This window comes from Leptospira licerasiae serovar Varillal str. VAR 010, assembly GCF_000244755.1.
Lineage (GTDB): Bacteria > Spirochaetota > Leptospiria > Leptospirales > Leptospiraceae > Leptospira_B > Leptospira_B licerasiae.
On record NZ_AHOO02000005.1, the window covers coordinates 952,302 to 977,219 of the forward strand.

Annotated in this window: 20 protein-coding genes; 7 read left to right on the forward strand and 13 right to left on the reverse strand. The window is 41.1% G+C overall.

What is annotated here, in order from left to right:
* Positions 1-7 precede the first annotated feature (7 nt).
* The 3 genes from LEP1GSC185_RS04900 to LEP1GSC185_RS04910 form a co-directional block, all read right to left on the reverse strand.
* Positions 8-1,336: an LA_0442/LA_0875 N-terminal domain-containing protein gene (locus LEP1GSC185_RS04900; protein WP_008595792.1), complete on the reverse strand. Its 1,329-nt coding sequence runs from the start codon at positions 1,334-1,336 to the stop codon at positions 8-10.
* A gap of 212 nt (positions 1,337-1,548) precedes the next feature.
* Positions 1,549-2,592 (reverse strand): tetraacyldisaccharide 4'-kinase, encoded by a 1,044-nt coding sequence (gene lpxK, locus LEP1GSC185_RS04905; protein ID WP_008593490.1) that lies wholly within the window; start codon positions 2,590-2,592, stop codon positions 1,549-1,551.
* A gap of 9 nt (positions 2,593-2,601) precedes the next feature.
* Positions 2,602-4,485 carry an ABC transporter ATP-binding protein gene (locus LEP1GSC185_RS04910; RefSeq protein ID WP_010513824.1) on the reverse strand — a complete coding sequence of 628 codons (1,884 nt, stop codon included), beginning with the start codon at positions 4,483-4,485 and terminating at the stop codon, positions 2,602-2,604.
* 9 nt (positions 4,486-4,494) lie between these two features.
* Between LEP1GSC185_RS04910 and LEP1GSC185_RS04915 the strand changes: the two genes are divergently transcribed.
* Entirely contained in the window at positions 4,495-5,991 is a 1,497-nt protein-coding gene (locus LEP1GSC185_RS04915) for an ABC transporter substrate-binding protein (protein ID WP_008595198.1), read from the forward strand.
* Here LEP1GSC185_RS04915 and LEP1GSC185_RS04920 read toward each other — a convergent pair.
* Positions 5,966-8,359, reverse strand: a complete 2,394-nt coding sequence (locus LEP1GSC185_RS04920; protein ID WP_008593834.1) for a transglycosylase domain-containing protein — start codon at positions 8,357-8,359, stop codon at positions 5,966-5,968. The genes LEP1GSC185_RS04915 and LEP1GSC185_RS04920 overlap by 26 nt on opposite strands.
* 212 nt (positions 8,360-8,571) lie before the next feature.
* Between LEP1GSC185_RS04920 and LEP1GSC185_RS04925 the strand changes: the two genes are divergently transcribed.
* On the forward strand, positions 8,572-9,474 hold the full coding sequence (locus tag LEP1GSC185_RS04925; protein WP_008595408.1) for a class I SAM-dependent methyltransferase: 903 nt from the start codon (positions 8,572-8,574) through the stop codon (positions 9,472-9,474).
* Positions 9,475-9,477: 3 nt separating this feature from the next.
* On the opposite strand, the gene LEP1GSC185_RS04930 is transcribed toward LEP1GSC185_RS04925, so the two are convergent.
* The 8 genes from LEP1GSC185_RS04930 to LEP1GSC185_RS04965 all read right to left on the reverse strand — a co-directional run bounded on the left by LEP1GSC185_RS04930 (position 9,478) and on the right by LEP1GSC185_RS04965 (position 17,308).
* The gene (locus LEP1GSC185_RS04930) at positions 9,478-10,734 is read right to left on the reverse strand and encodes an NAD(P)-binding protein (protein ID WP_008595360.1); all 1,257 of its coding nucleotides are present in this window, start codon (positions 10,732-10,734) and stop codon (positions 9,478-9,480) included.
* 88 nt (positions 10,735-10,822) lie between these two features.
* Complete coding sequence (locus tag LEP1GSC185_RS04935; protein WP_008593695.1) at positions 10,823-12,667, reverse strand: OmpA family protein; 1,845 nt, start codon at positions 12,665-12,667, stop codon at positions 10,823-10,825.
* 193 nt (positions 12,668-12,860) lie between these two features.
* Entirely contained in the window at positions 12,861-13,121 is a 261-nt protein-coding gene (locus LEP1GSC185_RS04940) for a hypothetical protein (RefSeq protein ID WP_008595001.1), read from the reverse strand.
* A gap of 249 nt (positions 13,122-13,370) precedes the next feature.
* Positions 13,371-13,736 (reverse strand): DoxX family protein, encoded by a 366-nt coding sequence (locus tag LEP1GSC185_RS04945; RefSeq protein ID WP_008594562.1) that lies wholly within the window; start codon positions 13,734-13,736, stop codon positions 13,371-13,373.
* A gap of 395 nt (positions 13,737-14,131) precedes the next feature.
* A complete protein-coding gene (locus LEP1GSC185_RS04950; protein WP_008595552.1) occupies positions 14,132-14,326 on the reverse strand; it encodes a hypothetical protein in 195 nt (64 codons plus the stop codon).
* 140 nt (positions 14,327-14,466) lie between these two features.
* Positions 14,467-15,702 carry a glycosyltransferase family 4 protein gene (locus LEP1GSC185_RS04955; RefSeq protein WP_008596186.1) on the reverse strand — a complete coding sequence of 412 codons (1,236 nt, stop codon included), beginning with the start codon at positions 15,700-15,702 and terminating at the stop codon, positions 14,467-14,469.
* Between the two features lie 84 nt (positions 15,703-15,786).
* Entirely contained in the window at positions 15,787-16,848 is a 1,062-nt protein-coding gene (locus LEP1GSC185_RS04960) for a hypothetical protein (RefSeq protein ID WP_008594188.1), read from the reverse strand.
* Between the two features lie 73 nt (positions 16,849-16,921).
* A complete protein-coding gene (locus LEP1GSC185_RS04965; protein WP_008594999.1) occupies positions 16,922-17,308 on the reverse strand; it encodes a YfeK family protein in 387 nt (128 codons plus the stop codon).
* Positions 17,309-17,444: 136 nt separating this feature from the next.
* Between LEP1GSC185_RS04965 and LEP1GSC185_RS04970 the strand changes: the two genes are divergently transcribed.
* Positions 17,445-18,023: a hypothetical protein gene (locus LEP1GSC185_RS04970; RefSeq protein WP_008595810.1), complete on the forward strand. Its 579-nt coding sequence runs from the start codon at positions 17,445-17,447 to the stop codon at positions 18,021-18,023.
* 92 nt (positions 18,024-18,115) lie between these two features.
* On the opposite strand, the gene LEP1GSC185_RS04975 is transcribed toward LEP1GSC185_RS04970, so the two are convergent.
* A complete protein-coding gene (locus LEP1GSC185_RS04975) occupies positions 18,116-18,904 on the reverse strand; it encodes a class II glutamine amidotransferase (protein WP_008595045.1) in 789 nt (262 codons plus the stop codon).
* A gap of 125 nt (positions 18,905-19,029) precedes the next feature.
* Between LEP1GSC185_RS04975 and LEP1GSC185_RS04980 the strand changes: the two genes are divergently transcribed.
* The 4 genes from LEP1GSC185_RS04980 (at position 19,030) to LEP1GSC185_RS04995 (ending at position 24,907) form a co-directional block, all read left to right on the forward strand.
* Positions 19,030-20,157, forward strand: coding sequence for a glycosyltransferase (locus tag LEP1GSC185_RS04980; protein ID WP_008593608.1), 1,128 nt, complete (start codon positions 19,030-19,032; stop codon positions 20,155-20,157).
* Entirely contained in the window at positions 20,154-22,916 is a 2,763-nt protein-coding gene (polA, locus tag LEP1GSC185_RS04985; protein ID WP_008595425.1) for a DNA polymerase I, read from the forward strand. The genes LEP1GSC185_RS04980 and polA overlap by 4 nt, the downstream gene beginning before the upstream one ends.
* A 59-nt stretch (positions 22,917-22,975) precedes the next feature.
* Positions 22,976-23,932 carry an aldo/keto reductase gene (locus LEP1GSC185_RS04990; protein WP_008594006.1) on the forward strand — a complete coding sequence of 319 codons (957 nt, stop codon included), beginning with the start codon at positions 22,976-22,978 and terminating at the stop codon, positions 23,930-23,932.
* Between the two features lie 78 nt (positions 23,933-24,010).
* The gene (locus tag LEP1GSC185_RS04995; protein ID WP_008595663.1) at positions 24,011-24,907 is read left to right on the forward strand and encodes an alpha/beta fold hydrolase; all 897 of its coding nucleotides are present in this window, start codon (positions 24,011-24,013) and stop codon (positions 24,905-24,907) included.
* Positions 24,908-24,918 lie beyond the last annotated feature (11 nt).

Here is a 24,918-nt window from a genome sequence, read left to right on the forward strand (position 1 = left end):
GACGATTTTATTTATTAAAGTCGTACGAGTAAGTCGCACCGATTTGGATTGTGGTTGCTTTTGTTTCTTTGAGTGAACCTGGACCGACGAGAGATTCGAAAAGCAATTTTCCTAGGATATAATTTTGTGGATCCGCACCTGAACCCTCGTTACCCACGTTCAATGCGGTTTCAGACATTGTATAAGTCCAACTCATACTGTTCAATCCCATCCAAAAGCTGACCCCGTATTTCCAAGGATATAGAAATTTCAAATCTATGATCGCTCCTTTTGCGACCCATTTATTGTATACGTCTATATTTTCCGATTGGTTCTGCGAACTTGCAGGTGCATAAGCATTCAAATGTCGATCGTAAGTTCCGTACCCTTTCATTTGAAGAATATGTAATCCAGTGCGGATCTCGAATTTTTCGAACTTTATATCGTATTGGATCCCGTAGGAGAACCCTTTTAAACCTTCTGCAACTGAAGTCGGATCGGTACCGAAATATTGATCGGTAAACAGTGGAGCAACTCCTGTTCCTAATGCCAAAGAATTTGAATTGTCCGTCTTTGTCCAGAACTGGTGGTAACCGATCACAGGACGAATATCATATTTAGGATGAGGGAATACCGAGTAGGAAAAATTTCCATAAACATGTTTCATGGAAACATCATAATTGCCGCGGATAAATTTCGGGAACGTTCCGCTACTTGGGCCGTCTATTCCAACGATATTTTGAGTTGCAGAAGACGTAACGGAGCTTGCGCCTAGTTCTCCTACGAATCTATTCCAAGAATATCTAACTTCGAAAGAATTAGCCTTGCCACTTTTCGGTTTCGGTTCTATCGGATATTCGAATTTACCGCTGTCTTGTCCCAAACTACTTCCGACTGCGATCACGTTGTCGTAAAAATTAGCCCCTTGGAAGTTGACGGTTCCTGATCCGGTCCCTAAAAAAATATCGATACGATTTCGTTTTGCTTCTTCGATTTGTTTTTTTCTTTTTTCCGCTTTTTCGTCTAAGATTGCCTGCTTTTTGGAATCTTCTTCCTGCTGTTTTGCAATTTCTTCCGGAGTGGGTGTAGGAGGTCCAACGGGGGTTTTATCTTTAGGGCCCGGGGCCTTTATTTCTTTGAAAGCGACTCGTTTGATATCTTGTTTTGAAATTTCTTTTGTGGAACCGTCTGGTAATTTGATCACCATCTTGAATGCGGTTTGGGAAATGATCTCAGCGGTGATCACTCTTCCGTCCTTCATATAGATCACCTGATCGTTTGGATGAATAGAAGTTGCAGAGAAGACCATACATACGAAGAAAATTGTAGCTCTGATCTTATTTTTTAGTCTTCTCATTTCCTATCCAGGTCCCATTCAGTTTTGAATTCTAGGAAAGAATCCTTGGAAAGAAAGTAAGATTCAAGCAATAAATTGACACGCCGGAGAACTGAGGTTGTTTATAGTATAACAAATACTACAGTAACAAGAAAAATTTCGGTTAACTGATTTCTTGAATATATAAAGAAGAGAGCAAGGGATCGTTCTATTTTTTGGGAACGTAAATCCGGTTAGAGGAAGCCGCGGACTGATCTTACCAGCTCGGATTCATTTTCCAGGACGGTTTCTAATCTAAGATAGAACCATTTGGAAAAATTTTTATCGCTCCCGATGAGAGAAGAGATTTTCACTCCGTCTTTTTCCGTACATACAATGTAATCTTGGCCGGAAGATCTTTCTAAGATCTGGTTTAGATCCTCCTTCGTATATGAATAATGATCCGGATAGGATTTGGTTTTTAGTTCGGACGGGCTTTGGTCTTTTAAGGAAGAATAAAACGAGTCCGGATTTCCCAAACCGGCAAAACCGAATACTGACTTTCCGGTTAATTCTTTTGCCGAGACTTCGGATGATCCGGATGAAAGTGGAACCAATACGCGGGGAGAAAATCTAAATCTTAAGATTTGAGAAGGTCTGTATTTTTTGATCCATTTAGAAAGTAAGTCCTCGTATTCTTGTGAAAACTTGGAAGCGATCAAAAAATTCGCTCTAGATACGGAAGTATAAGATTCTCTTAATAAACCTAAAGGAAGCACAAATTCCCTTTTGGAAAGTTTGGTACAATCCAATAAAACTAGGTCCAAATCCCTGTTTAAAGCGTGGTGTTGGAATCCGTCATCTAGTAAGGCAAATACCTTTTGATCTTTTTCTATTTTATTCTCGGATCTGAATTGTAAGTAAGAATCGTAGCGATTGCTTCCTACATACACATCAGCAAAGGGAAGATTCTTTTTTAAAAGTAAAGGTTCATCTCCAATTTCAGCGGGAGAGGAATTTTCGCCCACTCTTCTGGTTCCCGTTCCGGAAGAACCGTATCCTCTACTTAAGATCACAATTGGTACATCCGGAAAATTAGAATGGAGTAATTTTGCCAGATGAAGTGTAAAAGGTGTTTTACCTGTTCCACCTACGCTGAAATTTCCAATGCTAATCGTTACGGAAGAAGGAAGGGTTCTTTTTTTCTTTAAACTTCGATCTAGAAAAAATAAGATCTTATAGATCAGGCTAAGTAAAAATAAGATCGGAAAAAATAGGATCTTTCCAAAGGAGATCATCTTCTTTTCTTAAACCGGGGATTCTGCGAATTGCATCTCGTACAATTTCTTATACTTTCCGTCTAAGCGGATCAACTCCGAGTGAGATCCGAATTCTACCACCTTTCCGCCTTCCATAGTGAAAATAGTGTCTGCGATTTGGACTGTGGAAAGCCTGTGAGCGATGATGATAACGGTTCTGTTTTTATACAAGGACTCAAGAGCTTGTTGGACGACTCTTTCTGATTCAGTATCCAACGCGGAAGTTGCCTCGTCCAAGATAAGTATCTCAGGATTATTCAATAATGCTCTTGCAATTGAGATCCTTTGTCTTTGTCCCCCGGACAACATCACTCCTCTTTCGCCTACTACTGTGTCGAAGCCGTCTTCGAAAGATAATATGAAGTCAGTCGCAAATGCGAGTTCCGAAACTTCTCTCATTCTTTCTTCCGTAACGTTTTCCGTTCCATAACAAATATTTTCTCGAATACTTCCGTTGAATAAGAATACTTGTTGGTTTACGATAGAGATCTTTTTTCGTAGAGAAGCCAGATCCAAATTTCTGAGATCCGTTCCATCCCACGTAATAGAACCCTCAGTCGGATCGATTAATCTAGGAACCAGATCGACTAATGTGGATTTTCCAGCACCGGAAGAGCCGACTAACGCAATAGTAGATCCTTTTTGTATGGTAAGATTTAAGTCGGATAAAGCTGGGCCTTTTGCACCGGGATAAGTGTAACCTACCGAATCGAATTTTAATTCTTTAGAAAGTCTTTTAGGAAAAATAGGGTTCGATGTATTTTTTACGTCTGTTTCGCTATCCAACATTTCGAAAACTCTGGTTCCTGCAGCCACCGCACTTTGGATGGAGTTGGATAACATTCCCATCTGCTTGAAAGGCCTGGTTAAAAATACCAAAGTTAGGAAGAAGATCATAAAATGACCTAGAGTTAATTTTTGGAGTTCGATCAAATAAGCACCGAATGCCAAAAATATCACTGCAACAATGGAACTGGAAAGTTCTACTAAAGATGGACCAATCTGGTGATAGAAATGTCCTTTGAATGTTTTGTCGGAAAGATCGTTATTGATCTCCCAAAACCTTCCCGCTTCCGTTTTTTCCATGGAGAATGCACGGATGACCCGGATACCGGAGATCACTTCTTGCAAATGGCCGTTTAATGCGGACAATCTTTCTTGTTGGTTGCGTGTCGCTTTTCTGATCCTATCTGCAAACGAACTTACCGGTCCCATAATCAAAGGGATGACTACTAAAACCGCGATGAACATTTCCCAGCTTAAGAAAAGAAGAATGAGCAAATGTGTAATGATATAGAAAAAATCCACGACGGCATCTTTCAGATCCGAGCTGATCAATTTTGCCAATACTTCCACATCGTTTACGATGCGGCTCATGAAGATCCCTGTCTTCTCTTGAACGAAATGATTGAGTGGAAGTTCTTGCGCCTTGGAATAAAGTTCTAATCTTAAATCTCTGACTGCCAGGTATCCGGCTGAGTTAATGCAGTAAACTGCGCCTGTTAAGAATAAAAGTTTTGCAAGGTAGATGGGAAAGATGAATAAACAAAAAAGTAAAACGAGCTGGTCTTTTGGAAGAGTGGTTAGATAAAAGTTAGTCTTGATCTTTATGTCTGCAACTAGAGCTTCTATCTTTTGAATTGCTTCTAATTCTTTTCCTTCTTCCCTATCTTTTAATGCGATACTCTCTTTTTTAGTGAGTGAAATTTGAAAGTCGGCCTTTCCGCCTTTTCCGATTGCGTTAAAAATCGGAATAACGCTAGTGAGAGAGGCTCCGTTGAGTATGGATACAAAAAAGGATAGTACGACCCCGGTGATTAATCTGTATTTATACTTGAAGGAATACCCCAAGAGGCGTCTATAGACGTTCATAGGTCCGGAATGTTTTATCCTAGATTTCTAGACTCGGTCTCTTTCCATTTTCAGGTCGGACCGAAACCGACTCTTACCTTTTCTCTGGCTTTCCTTCTTTTGTCCCTTCTTTTTTATGATTGTGGAAAAGTGGAAAGAAGTCCCGAAAAACTGGTATTTTCCCTACCTTCCGATCCGATCTCTTTGGACCCGATCCGATCCACCGACTTATCTTCGAGAATTGTTCTAAAATATATTTATCCAAGACTTTTTGATATAAATGAAGAAGGTAAGATCCTCCCTTCTTTAGTAAGATCGTATAAGCTTGAGCAAGGTCCCTCTTCCAAGATCAGAAGATTGATCCTGGAGATCCGCAATGATCTAAAATCGAATGTGAATGCACAAACGGTTCTAGGATCTTTGGAAAGGTTGAGAAATACTCCTGGCCCGAGAAAAAGTACTTATTCTTTCCTAAAAGGTGGAAAGGTCCTCTCAGATTCCAGTTTGGAAATTTATTTCGAAGGCGGACTTAGAGAAACTTTAGAAAAACTTTCTTTGCCGCAGGCTTGGATCTATTGCGGTCCACCTGAATCTGCTTGCGGCGATTTTAAATTAGCCGAGTGGAAGAGAAATAATCATCTAAGATTGGTTGCAAATCATTCCAACGACTTGGGTTCCGAGATAATATTTAGGGTTCTTCCGCAAGCAAGCACAGGGTTGTATTTATTTTTCAAAGACGAATTGGATCTGATGAAATTGCCTGTATTCCTTCTCAAAAATTCATTAGTAAAGGAAGACCATATCTCCGTTCGAAAGGGAGGAGGTGTACAATACGTAGCGATCAATGCAAAAGAGTACTGCTTCGATAGGAACTTTAGAAAAGCGTTAAATTATTCTGTAGATAAACGTACAATTATCCGGGTTTTATTAGAGGGAAAAGGGGAAGTATCGGTAGGTCCTTTTCCAAAGTCGATTTCGGACGCCTGGACTTCTTCCGAAGAAATTTATCCTTACGATCTTTCCAAGGCGAAAGAATTACTTTCTAAGTCGGTTTGTTATCCGGGAATTTTAGAGAAAGAATTAGAATTTAGGATGAGAGGAGACGAAGAGAACCAAGCAAACGGCGCGGCGATCGTTCAGAATTTGAAAGAGTTAGGATTGAAGATCAAGATTCTTCCGATGGAGAAAGCTGCATTATATAAAGAAAATGGAGAAGGTAAAGGAGATCTAACTTTACTATTCTGGTATGCGGATCTTCCCGGACCGTTCGCATTTTTGGATCCATTGTTTGCAGGAGATAGATTCGGGAACGGAGGAAATAGAGCCTTCTACTATAACCCGAAAATGGAAAAAATTTTCCAAGAAATAAGATCTACCGATAAAACGAATATAAGTCCCCAGATCAAAGAAGCATTTTCACTTTTATCCGAAGATGCTCCTTGGATCTTTTTGTGGTCCCCTTACGAGTTGTATTTAGTCGGGGACCGTCTGCCAAAAGGATCTAATCGTCGTTCGGATCTTCCTTAGCTTCAGGAAGTTCTAATTCCACCGCGTCTTCTCCGGAGAGAGCTTCTTCAGAGCCGTTAGTTGAACTTGCTCCTTCCGTCTGTGTTACTGTTGGAGTAGTTGCCCCTCCGCCAGGTTGATCTCCCACGTAATAGTATTGTCCGTAAAGAGGATGTTTACATTCCGCTTCGTTGGATAAAAGTCCGCCGGTTTCGGCACAGATATCCACTTTCACATAATCACCGTTAAATGGAGTGATCAGACTATCGCCAAAACCTAATGTTCTGGCTACATGAGAAACATATCTGAACCAAATAGAACCGCTAGTTCCGGAACCTGAGCCGGGGAAGGGAGCGCCTAAGTCGTTGCCCACCCAAACTGCAGTGACTAAATTAGGATTCACGCCTGCAAACCAAACGTCACGTACTCCTTTTCTTGAGCCCCAACGCTTTTGCGCTTCTTTAGGAGATTGGACAGTTCCCGTCTTTCCGCCTAGGGGGAATTTTTCTCCATCTTTTAATGCGATCTTGAGTGTACCTTCTTCCGAGACGACTGCTTCTAATAAGTTTAAGGTCATGGCGCAGGCTACGGGATCTAAAATTTGTTCCGCATCTTTAGGATCAGGGAGAAGATTCACATAAAGTTCCGAACCTTCGAAATCGGTGATCCTTAGGATCTCCACCGGTTTCACTTTTTTACCGTTATTTGCGATTGTTGCGTAAACGGTTGCCAATTCTTTTGGAGATAACTCTCCGGAGCCGAGAGCTAATGTAAGATTATGTTGGAACCTTCTGCTCAACTCCGAACTATCCAGGTCCAAAATTTTTCCGAGAGTATGGATAAAATCACCAACACCTATTTCGTCCATGAACTTGACTGCGATCGTATTTACGGACTGAGCGAATGCGGTCCTAGTTTGCATTGCTCCTCTATGACCCTTATACCAATTTTTAGGAGCGTAACCTCTGATTTTGATCGGCTCATCCACAACAATAGAAGTCGGAGTGGCGATCCTTTTTTCGAATGCCATCAAGTATACAAGTCCCTTAATGACTGAACCGGGTTGTCTAACGGCGGAAACCGCTCTGTTCATCCTGAATATATTAGAAATTTTGTAACTACCGACCATTGCCTCCACGTATCCGTTCGTCGGATTGATGGAGATCAAACTTCCGTTCATATTCTCTATGATCTTATTTTGTTTGGCGGCTTCTTCCGTTTTGCCTGCTTTTAAATAATTAGCCTTATCTTCGGAAAGTTTTTTGCGGACTGCTTCAATTCCTTCTCTGAGAGAACGTTCTGCTGCCTCTTGTTTGTCATAATCTAATGTGGTATACACATTCATGCCGCGACTTTCCAGATCTATTTCTGAGAAATTCTCGATTACGAATTGCCGGATCCCGAAATTAAAATCGGGAGCCAGGTTGATCGTAAAATCCTTATCGAATCCGTACTTACCTATCTCGGAGGTAATGACTACTTTATCCTCTTCTTCCTTGGTTTCCTCCACAACGTAGAAGGACCTGAACTTTCGGATATTCGCGTCCACCTTCTTCTCAAAATCTCTTTCGATCGATTTAGGATTCGGATGAAGGTTCTGGTTTTTACCCATTACGGTCATTACCATCTTCTGTCTTTTGAGAGCTATCTTAGGATTTCTGACTGCATTATAATTGGAAGGAGCAGGAATTGTTCCTACAAGCAAAGCAGCTTCGGCGGGAGTTAATTCGTATGCAGGTTTATTAAAGTAATAACGGGAGGCTTCTTCGACTCCCGTGTTTCCTTCTCCCAAGAAGATACGATTCAGATACATTGCAAGGATCGTATTCTTATCAAACTTGCTTTCCAGGTAGAATGTGCAGTAAAACTCGGTGAGCTTATTGAACACATTTCGAGCGCCCAAATCCAAAGTTAGTTTTGCCAACTGTTGAGTGAGAGTGGAACCCCCTTGCTTTTGGAAAGTGGTCAGATTGACTATGATCGCTCTAAGTAACGCAGTAAAATTAACTCCATTATGTTCGTAAAAATCCCTGTCCTCGGAGCTAAGAAGAGCCCATATTATATTTCCATGATTTGCCAAATTATCGGTGCGGATCGGTCTGAATTTTCTCCGCGAAAATTCTCCGATCAATTTTCCGTTTTTATCCAAGATCCGGATCGGTTTGATCTCGTTTGGATCGTATGCGTCGGATACTTCCCTCTGGAAAGTTTCCAAATTGCGAGCGACTTCTTCTTGTTTGGTGAGCCATACAACGTAAGATCCGCCGATCAGAAATGAAAGGATCACGATCCCGGAAATGACCGAGTATTTGAGGATGGATCTCCAGTTTGTTTTAGAATATTGGAGGATTGCAGCTAAAATTCCAAGGATACGATCTTTGATGTTCATAAGGTCCGTCGGTAGGTTTTCCGCCGTAAGTTAGAGAAAGAAAAGGACTTTTTTTTAGGGATTTTTGTCCACATTCCCGCTCTCTTATGTCGGCATAGGACATATCCGGAAAGGATGAAAGAACGGACAAATAAATAACGATTCTGGTAGACAGTTCCTAAATTCTATGTCCAATAAAGTTTTGCTTCGGGTAACCGAAGAAATTAGGGATCATGGAAGACCTGCCTTACAAAAAAGAAATTTCTCTTCGCCATCATTCTTCTTTTCCTTCAAAGACGGAGATCTGGCCCAAGGTCAGACTAATATTCGGAAAAGAGGGAATTCCCACAGATCTTTCTCATCTCTATTTGAACGAAGACGGAGAGTCATGGGCCAATCTGGGCTATTGGGAGAAAACTAAAGAATACGGCACGGCATGTGCAAACCTTGCGGAACATTTAGGAACATTAGCAGGTTTGGATCAAAATTCCAAGCTATTGGATCTTGGATTCGGATGTGGGGACCAATTTAGGATTTGGGAAAATACATTTGGAGTAAATGTTTCGAATATCTACGGGATCAATATTTCCAAGATACAGATCGAATTTGCAAAAAGACGTTATCAAGGAAGAGGTAGTTCTCCCAATTTAATTTTAGGAAGTGTAGAAGGTTTGGCGAAATTCGAGGACAAAACCTTTGATGTGGTGCTCGCCTTGGACAGTTTGTATTTTATACCGAACCGAAACAAATTGGTCGGAGAAATTTATAGGATCTTAAAGCCGGGAGGTGTGTTCGTATCCGCGGAGATTTTATTCTCCGATCGGAAAATTTCCTATTGGGAAACTTTCAAAAGGAATTTGATCTCCAAAATGGCCAAAATGTCTTCCGATCTCAAAAAGGTAGAAGGTATTGTCTCGGAATATTCCGCGTTAGGATTCAATTTCGAAGTTTTGGAAAGAATTGATCCTTTCGTATTTCCTGGGTTTTCCCAATTTATATTAGAAAAAATTAAATCGGAAAAAAAGATCCCTAAAAGGCTCGCAGGAAGATACGAAATGTTAGGGGAATACTTCGGATCTGAAACGATCAAAAAACATTTCGAATATTGGATCTATAAGGTCAGAAAACCGGAGTAGATTTTAAGACTTTAGAGAACTTTCTACCCATCTTTTTACATCCAAAGAAGTGGAAACTCCTGCTTCTAAAAGCGGCATTCCATATCTAGCGTAAGAACCGCAGAGCCAAACCTTTCTGTTAGGAAGTTCCTGAAATTCTTTTAACTCTTCTAAGATTTTTCTGGAAGCAAGATCGATTACAGGTCTTTCAAATTTGGATCTGCTGATAAAATCTTTTTCATTCGGTTCTACAAGTGGATTCCAGGTTTGGAATACTGCCTTACCTTTCATAGTAGGCAATACCTTGTTTAAAAGGATAGTAGCAGTCGCAGTAGAGCTGTCTTTTGAAAGGGAAAAACACATAGGAGCCCAATGTTTTTTCTGTTTGGGCATAAACTTTTCGTCCGAATGAACTACTACTTCAGAAGCTTCGTATTTGAGCTTGGAAAGTAACGCTTTCTCTTTTGAATATTCGTCCGGAAGTATGGAAATAGCCTGGTTGGCTGGAGCAGCGACTACTACTCTGTCAAAAAGTTCCTCTCCATTTTCGAAGATCAGTTTTACTTTATCTTTCTCTAAAACGATTTTTTTAGGATCGGTGCTCAAACGAACGGAAGAAGTCCTTTTTGAGAGTTTTTCAGTAACGTCTCTGGTCCCCTTTTCAGGCGTTAAAAATCTGAGGAACTTTAAACCGCTAGAATGATAACCAATCACCACTTCTGCGGGATAATTTTTGGCGCTTTCGGAAGTACAAGTGTTGATCGTGGAGAACATAGGGATCAGATACAGATCTTCGAATTCTACTGAATAACCGAATCTGCTTAAGAATTGAGAGATGGTAAGTTGTTCTCCATCTAACGATTGCAGTTCTCTTTCCGATTCTTCGTAGAAACGGATCGCGTCGGAAAAAATACGTCTAGAAGTTTTATTCGAGAAACAAACCCAATAAGGGATCGGAACAAAATTACCGCCGATACCCAAAGTGGAAAAACCGAAATAAGTAGTACCATCCCCGTAATTTAAGGAAAACGAATAGTCCACAGGTCTTACTTCGATCCCAGCTTCGTTGTAAAGATCCAAAAGACATGGATAGTAATTACGTTTGAATGCTCTAAATGGGACATCCACACGGATAGAATGTCCGTTGGAGAAAAGATCGGTACCGTGAGCATCCATACCGACCAAAGGATGTTTTTCTATAAGAGAGACTTCATGTTCTTTGCCCAAGTACCAAGATGCGCTTAAGCCGGCGATTCCACTACCGATGACCGCTATTTTCATTCCGGATTAGAATCCTTTTTTAAAACAAAAATACAAGGTAAAACCTGAATTTAAGGAAGGAATGCTACAAAAAAGGAACCGAACGAATTCAGTCTACGATCTGTAACACAACTCTTCTGTTCTTTTGACGTTCTGAAGCGTTATCATTGGAAGAAATTGGTTGGCTGTCCCCAAAACCTTGGGTACGAACTCTCAAACTGTCAATTCCGTGTCTAGAAATCAGATAGTCTGCAACTGCTTTCGCTCTGCTTTCGGAAAGTTCCAGGTTATGTTCTTTTTTTCCTACGTTGTCGGTATGACCTTCGACCGAGATTTTGAGTTTAGGATTCGATTTTAAAAAGTTCGCTAGACGATCCAATTCAGGTTCCGAATCTTTGGAGATCTCGAATTTGTTTGTCTCAAAAAATAAATTGTTTAGAAGGATTTGCCTGCCGACCGCTAGAGCGGGAAGACGGAATTCCACATCTAATTTTGCGTCTTCTTGTTTAGATTCGGTAAGATCTATATTTTTAGAAACGGAAAGATGACCCGGCTTCTCCGCGTAAAAACCGTATTTTTCTCCATAAGGGAGGACCAGGCTAAATGAACCGGTTTTGGAATCACTTTTAGCGCTTCCCCTTTTTTCCAAACGTGTTAAGGATTCGTAATGTACTTCGGCGCCTAAAGGATTCCCCTCTTCGTCTAAAACTTTGCCTTTGATGACGACAACCGGATTCGGACGGAAATCGCGGGGGAGATAGGCCATATATAACTGACCTTCTTTACTTACGTAGGCCCAGTCGCTATTTACAGGAATAGAGAAAAAGTTTACACCTTTTAGATTGGCAGAGACTTCGATTGGTTTAGTCCAATTGTCCCAACCTTCTCCGATCCGTTTGGTTACATAGACAGAAAGACCCTTATGACCGTCGCTGCAAAAATAAAGAGTTCTATCATCTCCCGCTAAAAACGGAGCAGTCTCCTCGGAGGAAGTATTCACAACTTCTCCTAAATTTTTGCCGATCGCAAAAGAGCCGTCCGCTTTTTGTATACTTACATATAGATCCAATTTTCCGTAAGAATCTGGCTGCTGGACTGAATAGATCAGTATCCGTCCGGAAGAAGAAAGAGTAGAACCTCCGAAAACGGAAGTATTGTTTTTTAGATAAATATTCGAAAAATCGGGGAAGTTAATCGCCTTAGGATAAGACCAACTTCCTTTTTCTTTATAACTTTTATATAATGGAACCGTTGACTTATTTTGTAGCAGAGTGAGTTTGCGAAGATATTCGTAAGCAAGTTGTTCTTCCTTTAGGCGGAACTCCATCTCGTCTCTGGTGTTCCTTCTTAAATCTTCTTTTTTTTCTTGGAACTCGACTTGGATCTTATGAGTGGCCTCGTCGTCCCCGAAAGATCCGAAAACGAATAATTCATTATTACTTGGGAGGACAGCGATCACTGCGGAGTTCAGATCATTGTTTAATGGAGCGGGCATTTCTTTACCGTCTCTCCAAAATCCTTTATCGTCCTTCTCCGCAAACCAAATCCTTTGAGTGCCGGATTTACCTTTGCTAGAATAGACAGTCCAGAAGATGGATTGTCCATCAGGGGTTACCGTAGGGTTAAAAGCAAAGTAACCTCTGTTCACGTAATTCGGGATTCTCTTTAAAGTCCAATCCGCAAGACCCTTGGATTCGGAAAAAGGATAGGTCTCATAACGTATTGGGTCGCAATTTTCTCCTCTCATCTGGCAGAGAACGCGGATGGTCTGGTTATGAAGTCTGGAAAGTTCGGGACTCAGATCGTTGGAAAGAACTTGGATGAAATCGTTACCGGTACCTAACATTCTACCGAATTGAAGAAGTTTACCCTCGATAATCCTTTCCTCCGCAAGAAGATCTGAAGAGAAAAGGAGTAAGACGGAAGAAAGTAGAACTGAAAGAAGACGGTTCATATTATATGTTTCGGAGAATAATATCCGAACCGGAAGAGGGGAAAAGAAAAAATTAAAATAAGGTAAAGATCAGGCGATCCTGTCCGGGAAAAACTGACGGATCGGAGAAAGTCGTACAATGCTCAAAACTAAGCCGGATATAAATGAAATTTCAGACGAGGTCCTAGATTAACGATTACTCCGGCTTTTAAACTTAATTGCAGCTACAGGCGGAACCTTTTCCTCCGATAGATTGAGCATAATTATCAGCGTCGGAAGAATAATCGAATTCTTTCAGAAGACAAACGTTCGAGCCTCGAGCCGATTTCATCTGATCCAAGGTACGGGAATCCGCTTCAATTTTACCGTCAGCGCAGAATACGCTGTATTTAGTATTCGCAAGAACCCTTGAAGAAGAAAAAGTAAGACCCAAAATCAAAACGCTTCCACAAATCGCTATCCATAACTTGAACATAAAGAAACTCCAAAAACTAAGAAGGGAGAGTATCTTCTTCTGAAACCATTTCAATAAATTTTTGACTAAAATAAAAGATAAAGCTGCTACTTTTGTGAGCAAAAGAAATCAGATCGATTGTGTACGAGGATTTGAAAGGAAGGATTATGATAGCATGTAGTTATTCCAGCATACATACTTATCCACATGTAGGAACTCCAACATTCGTGGCCATCGCCATGCCGAAGCTCCTACAAATAAACAGAGAACTTAGTACGTAAAAGTGTAAGCCCAGTAAATCAGAAGCAACTGCAAAGGAAGTCTGAGAAGAAGAGCCCAAGTAGGAGGATCTTTTCGGGTCCTAGATTGGAAATGATACACGTTAGCCGGAAAAACTGCAATCAATAGAAGTACAACGCCCCAAGCCGCCAACACTTTGGTTTGGGGGAAAAAAAGCCCTACACCCAAAGCGATCTCTGCGATACCGCTGAGTTGTACCATAAGTTTATGATAAGGAATCCAAGGAGGCATGATCCTCATATAAAATTTAGGGATCACAAAATGAAGAATACCGGCGATCGTATAGATGGTCGCCATGATCCAGAGACTGATAGATTTAGCGTCAAGGTTTTCCATGGAAAACCATGATAAGACAACTATGGGGACAAGGTCTGCCTTTTTTCTCTGTTTTTATTACGAAACCTTCTTTGTCTGGAATGAGAAGACTTATTCGCGATTTTTAGAAAGGTGAGATATTTTTCTCTGGTGACGAAGGGACGATTACTTTCTCGATGATCCGTACGAGTGCCGGGAAATTTCAGCATAGGCTTTGCTCCTTGCCGGTAAATTTGCCAGTCATTATAGTAAAGGCGAAGAAAGTACAAGCGAAAAAAGACCGTTTAAAAAAATTCCGAAACAATTTATTATAAGAGTTTGGGCGCATCCCTTGTGTTGCAAGGGTCGGTCTTTAACGGACTCGGTCCTTCGGACCAAGTCCTGCAAAGACCTTGCGCGTTAGTTAAAGAGAAAAATTAAGGAATAGGGAGCCCTAATTCTTTTTTGATTAATTCATATACTTGAGCATGAGTCGAATGATGGATCTTTTTGTTCTGGCAACTTTCTATCAAAAAGTTCTTCACTTTCGCTTTATCGTTAGGATAACGACCGGCAACATAGTTGATCTCATGATCTTCCCCGCAATTGAATAATTCATGGTCTGAAGGCATTTTTCGCACCCCACAATTTATTTAAAACGTCATGACTTTTGAAGATTAAAAACGGATCGTCAATTAGATTTTAAACGAATGTAGGTTGACTATTGCTTATTTTTAAAAAACTGCATAACGTTGCAGGTAAGACCTAAGAACTAACTCCTTACCATTTGCACTTTCAGCTTTATCGCCTTTTTGGACTTCGCAGATTTTTTCTTAGAAAGAGAAAGTTTAGAATAAGTCATTTCCAGAGAATCTGTTACATCTTCCCAAGTGCAAGCAGCTGCGATCTTTCTGGCAGCGAGGCCGAGTCTGGTGGCCAACTTTTTATTTTCCGCTAATAGGCAGGATTGTTCCATAAATTCTTCTTCTTTATCAAAACCGCAAAGTAGGGCGGACTTACCGTGTTTTAGATGTTGGTTGGCGGCCGCGTAGTCGTAAGCAACGATCGGAAGGCCAGACGCCATAGCTTCTACGATCACATTTCCGAAAGTTTCGGTGAGGCTAGGAAATAGAAATAGATCCCCGGTAGCATAATGTTCCGCTAGTTCTTTTCCTTTTCTCATTCCTCTGAATATGAAATCAGGATTTTCCTTTTGCAATTTTTCTTTGGAAGGTCCGCCCCCTACTAAGATCAATTTTGCATTCGTAACTCTTGCTTGGAGCCTGCGGAATGTTCTTACCAATAGGTCCAGATTTTTTTCCGGAGCCAACCTTCCTACGTATAGAACTCCAAGTTCGGAAGATGATAATCCCCATTCCGTTTTTAGTTTGGAATTCCTGCGAGCCGGATGGAATAGATCGGAATCTATCCCTCTGGAGACCACCTGAACGTTAGTGTACCCTTGCGTTGTTAGCTGTTCTTTTATCTGCGCGGTTGGGACCAAAGTTATTTGGGTCCTATTATGAAGTCCTTTTAGGTAATTATGGACTAGTTTTCCCGCAAATCCGAATTTATAATATTTTGCATAAGCATGGAAATTCGTTCTAAAATCGCTGATGATCGGGATCCCGACATGTCTTGCTGCTCTGACTGCAGACCAACCGAGCGGGCCTTCGGTTACCACATGCACTATATCAGGTTTTTCTAATTCGATTAATCTGCGTAATAGATACTTTTCCGGAAATCCGAATCTTAAGTCTTCATACAAAGGGATTTTTGCCCCTCTTACCAATACTTCTCTATAGTTATTGTTTGCTGTTGCGTAATCGTTATGCCCTTGTTTCGGACGGACCAGAATGATCTCGTGACCTCTTTGTAAAAGATCGCCCAGCATTCTGTGAAGCGTTTTTGCGACTCCGTTGATCTCGGGAGGAAATGTCTCGGTCACCACTAAAATTCGAAAGGGACCTGCTTTTGGGTAAGAACTGATATATGTCGATGGAAACATCGACTTTCGATCATCTTAAATTCTTGTATCTACTCCATGAAGAGAGGATTACTTTTTCATTACAGAGTGCGACCGAGGTGCAGTTTATTGTTCGACTCCGGTAGCGAATGCCTTTCTCAAAAGTCTTCCGCAATATACGGATTCCGCATATGCCAAGCCGGAGGTGGAATATCTGGCTATGATCCCATAAGTGGTGACTGTCGGATCTATCCATGGATAGAATCCGAATTTTCCGGGACTGCTAAATGCAGAATCATTTCCCGAAGAATCTTCTACCCAATGTCCGTAAGAATAATGCACATCTTCCAAAACAAAAGGAGAATACTTGGCTTGGGTCGGATGGGCAGAAGGTAAAGTAGGCACAAGATCCGCTCCTAAGTAGGTTCGGATTGTTAAATTGGAATTTAATATTCTTCTTAAGAACTGAGCATAAACGGAAGCAGAAGTCCTAACTCCCCCGGCAGGTTGGGGAACCGCATAATCTATACCCGGATTGGAGCCTCCAAATAATGTGTTTCCGATCTCTGTTGCAAGTTGAGCGCGAGTGTAGTTCGTTAGCGCAGGAGTTAAGCCGCTCGGATTCAAGGCCGCATAGGCTTGGAAATGAGCCCCATTATAATAAAAGTAATTTAGGTCACCTGAATTATAATAATTATTATTGTTCGTTCCGTCTCTTCCCGGGCCGTTCGTGAAACAAGCATTTACAGTAAGAGCAAGGTTACATTTGTTATCGTCCAAATTATCGTAACCTGATCTCATCCTAAGATAAGATTGTTCTATGGATGTTGGAGTTCCTACTTTCTCTAGAACATAAGCTCCCCAGATCCATTTAGATGCGGAAGCAATTAAAAGAACTGTTGATCCGTTGACTGAACCGTTTACGGAAGAATATCCGTAAGCTCCGGTACCATCCCCTATTTCCCAATAAAAAGCGCCTAGTTTGGTACATGTGGAGTTTTTGGTCGCAGTCGCTTCTACCGCATCTAATTGAGTTTGTTTAGTGGAATCTATGACAGTAAATTGCGCAGGGACTTGTATATTAGATAATGCTAATGCAGATACCAGAGAAGAAAGCGGGTCCTCGCTAGGTGGAGGAGGGCAGGCGAATAAAAGGGAAACCGGAAGAAGATACAAATACTTTCGCATATAAATCTCTGTCAATTCGACGCTGTCATTCTATAATAACTCCCGGGTTTAAGCGATTTTTCGCTTAAGTTCATTATTTTTTCTTTTTCTGTTTGGTAACAACCGGGGGATTGCGAAGTTCATTTAGTTTGTCGGTCAGCCATTTTTCGGATTCTACTTCCTTTCCGTCGGGGAATTTGATCTTATAAGGAGTTCCTGTAATAGAGGACTTGCTCGCTAATCCTTTTATAAAATCTTCCGTGCTGCTTATTTTACTTTTGGCGGCGTCATACTTTCTGAGCAAATGAGCCTTTGCCTCGTCCAGTTTATGTTCCGAACCGTTTCGGATAAAAACACAGCCTTTGCAAGAATCTAAGGAAGAAACCAAAGTTTTGATCTCGTCTTCCGGTTCCGATCCGAAAATAAAAGTGAAGCTCAAAATTAGAAAAGAGAAAAGAAGAAAGGATGAGATTTTTTTCATAAATAGTCGGTAGAATTAAATTTGGTCCACTTGCTTATGGCAACCAAGTATTCGAAATTCTATAATTTTCTTAGGTTCCTTTTTTTCGTGACCGTAAAGGTCCGGTTTACGTATTATTCATAAAAGGAAGACTTGGGTGAAAAAATTCGTTTTACTTTGCATATTCTTTTTCGGGTTTGCAGCCGTTTATTCTCAAGAACAGACGACTGCTTTGCCGGAAACGAAAGATAGATCTCGTTGGGACTTGGTCTGGAGAAGTGCAGTTCTTCCTGGTTGGGGACTTCTACATGCAAAAGAATACAGAAAAGCTAGATTAACAATGGTAATCACTTCTATCTTGATTCTTTCGGAACTGAAAGGCCACCAAGAAGAATTGGAAAGAAAAGAAGAGTTTGAAAACTCCAGAAATCTGTTCCTTGTATATTCTAATTTCTATCCGCAGCCTGATCCTGGCGCGATTACCTTTCTCGCAAATTATCAACATAGCAAACAAGACGATCTGGATGCCGTTCGAAGTAGGAATGATCTCAGATTGGCTCTTTTAGGAGCGAAGTATATTCTTCAGTTGGCTTACACATATTGGAGAGGAATTACGTGGGAAGGAGATAATTCTTCCGGATTCGATCTCAATATCCGGACTTATTCACAATCGGATGCGAGGGATCAAGTGAGAGACACATTCGGAATGGATTTGAAATACGGTTTTCATTTTTAGGAACTTCTTCTAATTTACATAATATCCAATCGAAAGAGAATATTACTAAATTAGAATTAAGAAGTGATCTGTCCCAAGATCCGGCATATCTTCTATTTAATATCGGGAGAAAATCTTTGCCATTGTTTTCCTTCTTTCCATACCTGAAATTCTCCGGGTAAAAACTGGGTCCAGATCTCATTTTGGGTCAAAGGGCTGGTGGCTAAGACGGTAACAACATCTTTAGGGCTTGTATATTCTCTAAAATCTATACTTAAGTCCGCATCTATAAGTTTGGCTTCTCCGAAGGGAGCATTTCTTGTGATATAAACTAGTTTTGTAGAACAGTATGCGTATAAATACTTGGAATCCGAGATTAGAATATTCGAAACTCCTTTTTTTCCGAGCTTGGATAACAGCTTGCGGATTTCTTGAGAGAGTTGTGCTTCGTTTTTAGGCCTTGTCTTAAATTTTTTCTTCAATTCGGAAAGCACCCAACAAAAAGCATATTCGCTATCAGTCGTGCCGACAGGAAAAAAAAATTTTAACGGTTCCTTCTTCACTCCTTTCAATTGTCCGTTATGAGCGAATGTCCAATAATAGCCCCAGAGTTCCCGAACAAAAGGATGCGTATTCTTTAGGTCCACCTTACCGCGATTCGCTTTTCGGATATGAGAAATTACTAAATTACTTTTGATCGGGAATGTGCGCACAAGCTCCGCTAATTGAGAATCTGCACTTGCTTGAGGGTCTTGAAAAACTCTACAACCTTTGCCTTCATAAAACGCGATCCCCCATCCATCTTTATGGGGCCCTGTTTTTCCACCTCTTTGGACAAGACCAGTGAAACTAAAGCATATATCTGTAGGAACATTGGCGCTCATTCCTAGAAGTTCACACATTCTGAGCACTCTCCGTTATATTGGAATAATTGTCACTAAGGCGAATCCCGTTTGTCCAGGACTTTTTCCTAAAAAGAAATGGCGGAACTCTTGCAGAATTCAAGCTAGAACCCCAATTTGATCGGGTGATTCTTCATATCGACACGGAAACCGGCTGGAGAGGAGGAGAAAGGCAACTTTTTCTTCTCGCAGAAGGTTTAAAAAAACACAAAATCCCCCAACTCATTCTATGTAAACCAGGCTCTGCATTAGAGACCCGCGCTAATGAGGTTGGACTTCCAACAGTTACTCTCCCTTTAAAAGGAGAATGGGACTTCGGTTCAGTAAAGGCTCTGCAAGAACTGATCGTTTCCAAAGGGATCAAACTCATTCATGCTCATACTGCAAAAGCGCATTCGATCGCTTGGATGGCGAAAGCAAAACATCCTCAAGTGAAGCTTGTAGTGTCCAGAAGAGTGGACTTCAGACTTCGAAAGAATTGGTTCAGCAAACGTAAATATGTTTCTGATAGAGTGGATCTTTACTTAAGTGTTTCTAATCGTATCCGTGAAATTCTGATTATGGATGGGATAGATCCAGCCAAGGTAGTGACTGTTTATAGCGGGATCGATCTAGGCGTTTCCAAGAAAGCAAACGATACTTCTTATCTAAGAAAAGAATTCAATCTTTCTAAAGACGAACTGATTATCGGAAATATTGCCGCGTTAGTAGATCATAAGGACCAAAAAACATTACTCGACGCTTTGTCTAAAGTCGAGACGGATAAAAAATATAAAGTCCTTATCGTAGGTGAAGGCGAGCTCAGGAAAGAACTGGAACGTATCGCTTCCGAAAAGAAACTTTTGGATAAAGTGATCTTCACGGGATTTAGAACGGATATCTCCGAACTTCTTTCCATATTCGATATCTTTACGTTAACTTCCAAAGAAGAAGGACTAGGAACTTCCGTTTTAGACGCGATGGCATCCGGTTTACCGATCGTCGCCACAAACGGCGGCGGCATCGCGGAAATGTTGACGGAAGGAAAAGGTGCATTCATTTCCGAAGTAGGAGATGCGGTATCACTAGCTTCTTCTTATAAAACTCTATTAGAAGATCCTAAAATTCGCAGGTCTATGGGGGCATTTAATAAGGAATCCGTAAAAAGATTTTCAGTTAAAAATACCATCAAGAAGACAGAACTGGCTTATTATAGTTTGTTGGGAGAAGAGATTTATTCCGGTTCGAAAGGAAAATCGGGGGAAGCAGCATGAAAAAATTACTCATAGTTGACGGTCACGCGTTCGCATTCAGGGCATATTACGCCTTTGCAGCTTCTAATTTGAAAAATTCCAAAACCGGACAACCTAGCGGTGCGGTTTTCGGGTTTTTCAGAATGTTATTCAAATTATTCGAAGATTACGCTCCGACTCATGTGGCAATGACTTTCGATCCTGGCGGTCCGTTGGAAAGGGGAGCCACATTTGCGGAATATAAAGCAAATCGTAAACCGATGCCGGAAGATCTACGTCCTCAGTTGAACGAGATCATGGAAACACTGAAAATTTTAGGCTTCAAGATCCTTCGGATAGAGAAACACGAAGCGGACGACATTATAGGGACACTTGCTGAGAATTATAAATCTTCCGCAAAAGAGATACTTATCTTTTCCGGGGACAAAGACTTATATCAATTATTAGAAAAAAAGAATATTAAGATGCTTCGGGGCAAAAAAGGAGTCACCGAATTTGTGGAGATCGACTCCTCCTGGGTAAAAGAAGAACTAGGCGTGGATGTAAAACAGATCCCAGACTATATGGGTATCGTGGGGGATACTTCCGATAATATTCCAGGAGTAAAAGGTATCGGGGAGAAGGGAGCTTCTAAACTGATCCAAGAATATAAAAACCTGGAAGGGATCTATAAGAATATCGAAAAGATCAAAAATCCCGGCATGAAGACCAAGCTTATAGAACACAAAGACAACGCATTCATGTCCAGGGATCTAGCTACGATCAAAAGAGATTTGGATCTTGGGATCAATGAGGATGATCTGAAACTTCCTGATTATGCTTCGGATGAAGGGATCCGATACCTTAAAAACCAAGGGTATAATGTTTTGTCCAGAGATCTGGCGAAATCCGTAGGAAAAGAGCCGCCGAAAGATGAACCGGAAGAAGGACCGGCCGGATCTGCGAAAGCGTCTAACGCTAAAAAAGGAATTTATAAGCGGGTTGAAAGCGTAGAAGAATTAACTAAACTCGCAAGAGCTTGGAAAAAGTCCCCTATCCTTTCAGTGGACACGGAGACAACTTCCCAATATGCTTTCGATGCGGAACTTTTGGGGATCTCGCTATGTAACCAGGAAGGAACCGGCTTTTATATTCCGGTCACTCATAACCAAGAAGGTCTATTTACCAATAAGGATCAGCTTCTTCCTTTGGATCAAGTTCGCGAAATATTGGGCCCTGTATTAGCGGATCCGAATATACCTAAAGTAGGTCAGAATATTAAATACGATCTGATCGTTCTACAGAATCACGGATTCGAAATCGCAAATATCGTTTTTGATACTATGATCGTAGCCTATATTCTCGCGCCGGAAAGTCGCAGATTTAATATGGACGATCTTGCAGAAGATCTTCTGAATTATAAGACGATCACTTATGCAGAGCTAGTGGGAACGGGTAAAAACAAAAAAAATCTTTGGGAAGTCGAACTGGATAAGGTCGCCGAATATGCCGCGGAAGATGCGGATATTACTTTAAGATTATATAATGTTCTTCGCAAGTCGCTTAAACAGTCCGGTTTAGAGAGTGTATTTAAGGAAATAGATCTGCCTTTGATCCCCGTTTTGACCCAAATGGAGAAGGCCGGAATTGCGGTAGATGCGAAATATTTTGCCGAACTCTCGAAAGACTTCCAAAGAGAAGTAAAAGATCTGGAAAAAGGGATTTATCGAGCTGCGGGTAAAGAATTTAATATCGCTTCCACCAAAGAACTCCAAAAAATCCTCTTTGATGAGTTACAACTGAGGGTTGTCAAAAAGACCCAAACAGGTTATTCCACGGACCACGAAGTTTTAGAAGAATTACTCGGTGAACATCCGATTATCGAAAAACTTTTGGACTATAGAAAATATACGAAGTTGATATCCACGTATGTGGATACTCTTCCTAGTATGGCCTCTCCAAAAGATGGAAGAATTCATACCAGTTATAATATGACGATCGCCGCGACGGGAAGACTTTCCTCGACGGACCCAAACTTACAAAATATCCCTATCCGGGAAAAAGAAGGGAGATTGATCCGAAAAGGTTTTATCTCCGGCCATAAGGATTTTGAGATCTTAAGTTTGGATTATTCCCAAATTGAACTAAGGATCATGGCGCATATTTCAAAGGATCCTGCCATGATGGATGCCTATAAAAAAGGGATCGATATCCATAAAAGGACCGCTGCCGCCATCTACGGAGTTGCGGAGGATAAGGTCACTCCTGAGATGAGGGACAAGGCAAAGGTTGTTAACTTTTCCGTAATATACGGAGTCACTCCTTACGGTCTTAGTCGTAACCTTAGGATATCCAGAGAAGAGGCTAAAAATTTTATAGATCGTTATTTAACTCAGTATCCGGGTGTCCAAAAGTATATGGATGATATGATCGCCTTCTGTGAAGAGAAGGGTTATGTGGAGACCATGAAAGGAAGAAGAAGACCTGTCCCGGACATAACATCCACACATCGTCAGGCAAAAGAAGGAGCTAAAAGGGTAGCGATCAACACTCCTATCCAAGGAACCTGCGCCGACATGATCAAGATCGCAATGATCCAGATCCAAGACGAGATCGAAAAAAGAAAATGGAAATCCAAACTTCTTCTCCAAGTGCATGACGAATTGGTATTCGAAGTTTATAAATCGGAGAAGGACGAGTTCCTGAAAGTTTGCAAAAAACTAATGGAGAATGCGCTTCCTTTGGATGTTCCGATCAAGGTAGAGGGAAAATTCGGACAAAACTGGGACGAGGCTCATTAATTTTTAGTTGAGTCTTCTGGCAGACTGTCCTTAAAATTCGGTCGCTTGGGGAGAATTTCATGGAAAGTTCTTATTCCAGAAAAAAGTTCCTGAAACTTTTGGCGTTATCTGCCGCAGGTATAAGTCTTTCGGAGAGAATGATTTCTCCGTTATTTTCTCAAACGTCCGGAGCCTCTAAAATGTTAAAACGTAAGATTCCAAAAACTGGAGAAGAAATTCCTGCAATCGGTTTAGGTACTTGGCAGACTTTAGACGTGGATCCGGATCCTTCTTCTTTGGCTCCTTTAAGGGAAGTTTTGTCGGAGTTCTTACATATCGGCGGAGGTGTAGTAGACTCTTCTCCCATGTATGGTCGTTCGGAAGAGATTTTCGGGATCTTATCTAAGGATTTTACAGATGCGGAAAGAAAAAAATTTTTCTTAGCCACAAAGGTTTGGATTAGGGGAGAAGCTGCCGGAAAATCTCAGATAGAGGCTTCTTTCAAAAAGATGAAAGCCGAGAAGATCGATCTATTCCAAATCCATAATTTACTAGATACTCAAACTCATCTAAAAACATTAAGGGGTTTAAAAGAAAATGGAAAGATCAGATATATCGGCTTAACTCATTTTACAGTTTCAGCATTCGGGGAGATGGAGCGTATCTCCGAAAAGGAAAAGCCGGACTTTTTGCAAATACCTTATTCTATCCAAACAAGAGAAGCTGAAAATAGGATCTTACCTTTTGCCCAAGAACATGGGATCGCGGTTTTGATCAATCGGCCCTTCGAAGAAGGTGGGCTTTTTAGAAATACAAAAGGTAAAACGTTACCTGAATATTTTAAAGAATGGGATTGTTTATCTTTTGCACAGGCCTTCTTAAAATACATTCTTTCTCATCCCGCCGTGACATGTGCTATCCCAGCTACTTCTAAGATTTCTCATCTCAAAGATAATATGGGAGCGGGACTTGGCAGATTTCCGGAAGGCAAAGAAAGAAAAGTTTTTCTATCCAACCTTCTAGATGCGATGGACTAAAATTTCTTTCGCGTTAAAGATTTTGCACTTCCCATTCCGAAAGCACACGATACAATATTGCCTCTTCTGGAGGAGTCTATGTCGGAACCGCTTTGGAGAACCCACCCTTTGGCCTGGAAGGCATCAGGGGCTTTCTTTGAATGGAAAAAAAGAAAACTATTCTATAGGATAGGCGGAGAAGGAGAAGCGCTTCTTCTGTTACATGGTTTTCCCACTTCTTCCTGGGATTGGAAGGATGTATGGGAAACTCTTACTCGTCAATATAAAGTCCTTACCTTCGATTATCTGGGCTTCGGTTTTTCCGAAAAACCGAAAGACGGACATTATTCCATTTTTCAATACGCGGACCAGGCGGAATTTTTCCTACAAGAGCAAGGTATCCAAAAGGTTCACCTTCTTGCCCATGATCTAGGAGATACAGTTGCACAGGAATTAGTAGCAAGATTTAGGGAGAAGTTATCCGGCCAAAGGATCGGCGGTCCCGACTTAGAATCTGTATTCTTTCTGAATGGCGGGATCTTTCCGGAGACCCATAGGCCTAGGGCTGTGCAAAAATTATTAAACGGTCCTTTTGGATTTTTATTCTCTAGGTTAGTGAACAAGACTTCCTTTCAAAAAAATTTTTCTGAAGTATTCGGACCAAACACCAAGCCGGGCAAAGAGGAATTGGACGGATTCTGGGAATGTGTGAACAACGGAGGAGGAAAAGCGATCTATCACAAATTGATAAGATATATGAGAGAAAGAAAAATTTTCAGAGATAGATGGGTGGGAGCGATACTAGACAGTCCGATCCAGTACGCGTTGGCGGACGGTTTAGAAGATCCAGTCAGCGGTAGACATGTAGTGGATCGGTTGAGAGAGATGAGACCGGACGCGAAAGTGTATGAACTCCCAGGCATAGGACATTATCCTCAAACAGAAGCTGCTGATCAGGTTTTGAAAGCCTACTCGAACTTCAGATCTAAACTTTGATATTTCTCAGA

Excerpts from the sequence above, each read along its gene's own strand:
- LEP1GSC185_RS04925 (WP_008595408.1), top strand. The coding sequence starts at position 8,572 with ATGGAAGACCTGCCTTACAAAAAAGAAATTTCTCTTCGCCATCATTCT.
- LEP1GSC185_RS04935 (WP_008593695.1), bottom strand. The coding sequence starts at position 12,667 with ATGAACCGTCTTCTTTCAGTTCTACTTTCTTCCGTCTTACTCCTTTTC.
- LEP1GSC185_RS04990 (WP_008594006.1), top strand. The coding sequence starts at position 22,976 with ATGGAAAGTTCTTATTCCAGAAAAAAGTTCCTGAAACTTTTGGCGTTA.
- LEP1GSC185_RS04915 (WP_008595198.1), top strand. The coding sequence starts at position 4,495 with ATGTTTTATCCTAGATTTCTAGACTCGGTCTCTTTCCATTTTCAGGTC.
- LEP1GSC185_RS04920 (WP_008593834.1), bottom strand. The coding sequence starts at position 8,359 with ATGAACATCAAAGATCGTATCCTTGGAATTTTAGCTGCAATCCTCCAA.
- LEP1GSC185_RS04975 (WP_008595045.1), bottom strand. The coding sequence starts at position 18,904 with ATGTGTGAACTTCTAGGAATGAGCGCCAATGTTCCTACAGATATATGC.
- LEP1GSC185_RS04940 (WP_008595001.1), bottom strand. The coding sequence starts at position 13,121 with ATGTTCAAGTTATGGATAGCGATTTGTGGAAGCGTTTTGATTTTGGGT.
- LEP1GSC185_RS04900 (WP_008595792.1), bottom strand. The coding sequence starts at position 1,336 with ATGAGAAGACTAAAAAATAAGATCAGAGCTACAATTTTCTTCGTATGT.
- LEP1GSC185_RS04910 (WP_010513824.1), bottom strand. The coding sequence starts at position 4,485 with ATGAACGTCTATAGACGCCTCTTGGGGTATTCCTTCAAGTATAAATAC.
- LEP1GSC185_RS04965 (WP_008594999.1), bottom strand. The coding sequence starts at position 17,308 with ATGAAAAAAATCTCATCCTTTCTTCTTTTCTCTTTTCTAATTTTGAGC.
- LEP1GSC185_RS04945 (WP_008594562.1), bottom strand. The coding sequence starts at position 13,736 with ATGGAAAACCTTGACGCTAAATCTATCAGTCTCTGGATCATGGCGACC.
- lpxK (WP_008593490.1), bottom strand. The coding sequence starts at position 2,592 with ATGATCTCCTTTGGAAAGATCCTATTTTTTCCGATCTTATTTTTACTT.
- polA (WP_008595425.1), top strand. The coding sequence starts at position 20,154 with ATGAAAAAATTACTCATAGTTGACGGTCACGCGTTCGCATTCAGGGCA.
- LEP1GSC185_RS04955 (WP_008596186.1), bottom strand. The coding sequence starts at position 15,702 with ATGTTTCCATCGACATATATCAGTTCTTACCCAAAAGCAGGTCCCTTT.
- LEP1GSC185_RS04930 (WP_008595360.1), bottom strand. The coding sequence starts at position 10,734 with ATGAAAATAGCGGTCATCGGTAGTGGAATCGCCGGCTTAAGCGCATCT.
- LEP1GSC185_RS04960 (WP_008594188.1), bottom strand. The coding sequence starts at position 16,848 with ATGCGAAAGTATTTGTATCTTCTTCCGGTTTCCCTTTTATTCGCCTGC.
- LEP1GSC185_RS04950 (WP_008595552.1), bottom strand. The coding sequence starts at position 14,326 with ATGCCTTCAGACCATGAATTATTCAATTGCGGGGAAGATCATGAGATC.
- LEP1GSC185_RS04995 (WP_008595663.1), top strand. The coding sequence starts at position 24,011 with ATGTCGGAACCGCTTTGGAGAACCCACCCTTTGGCCTGGAAGGCATCA.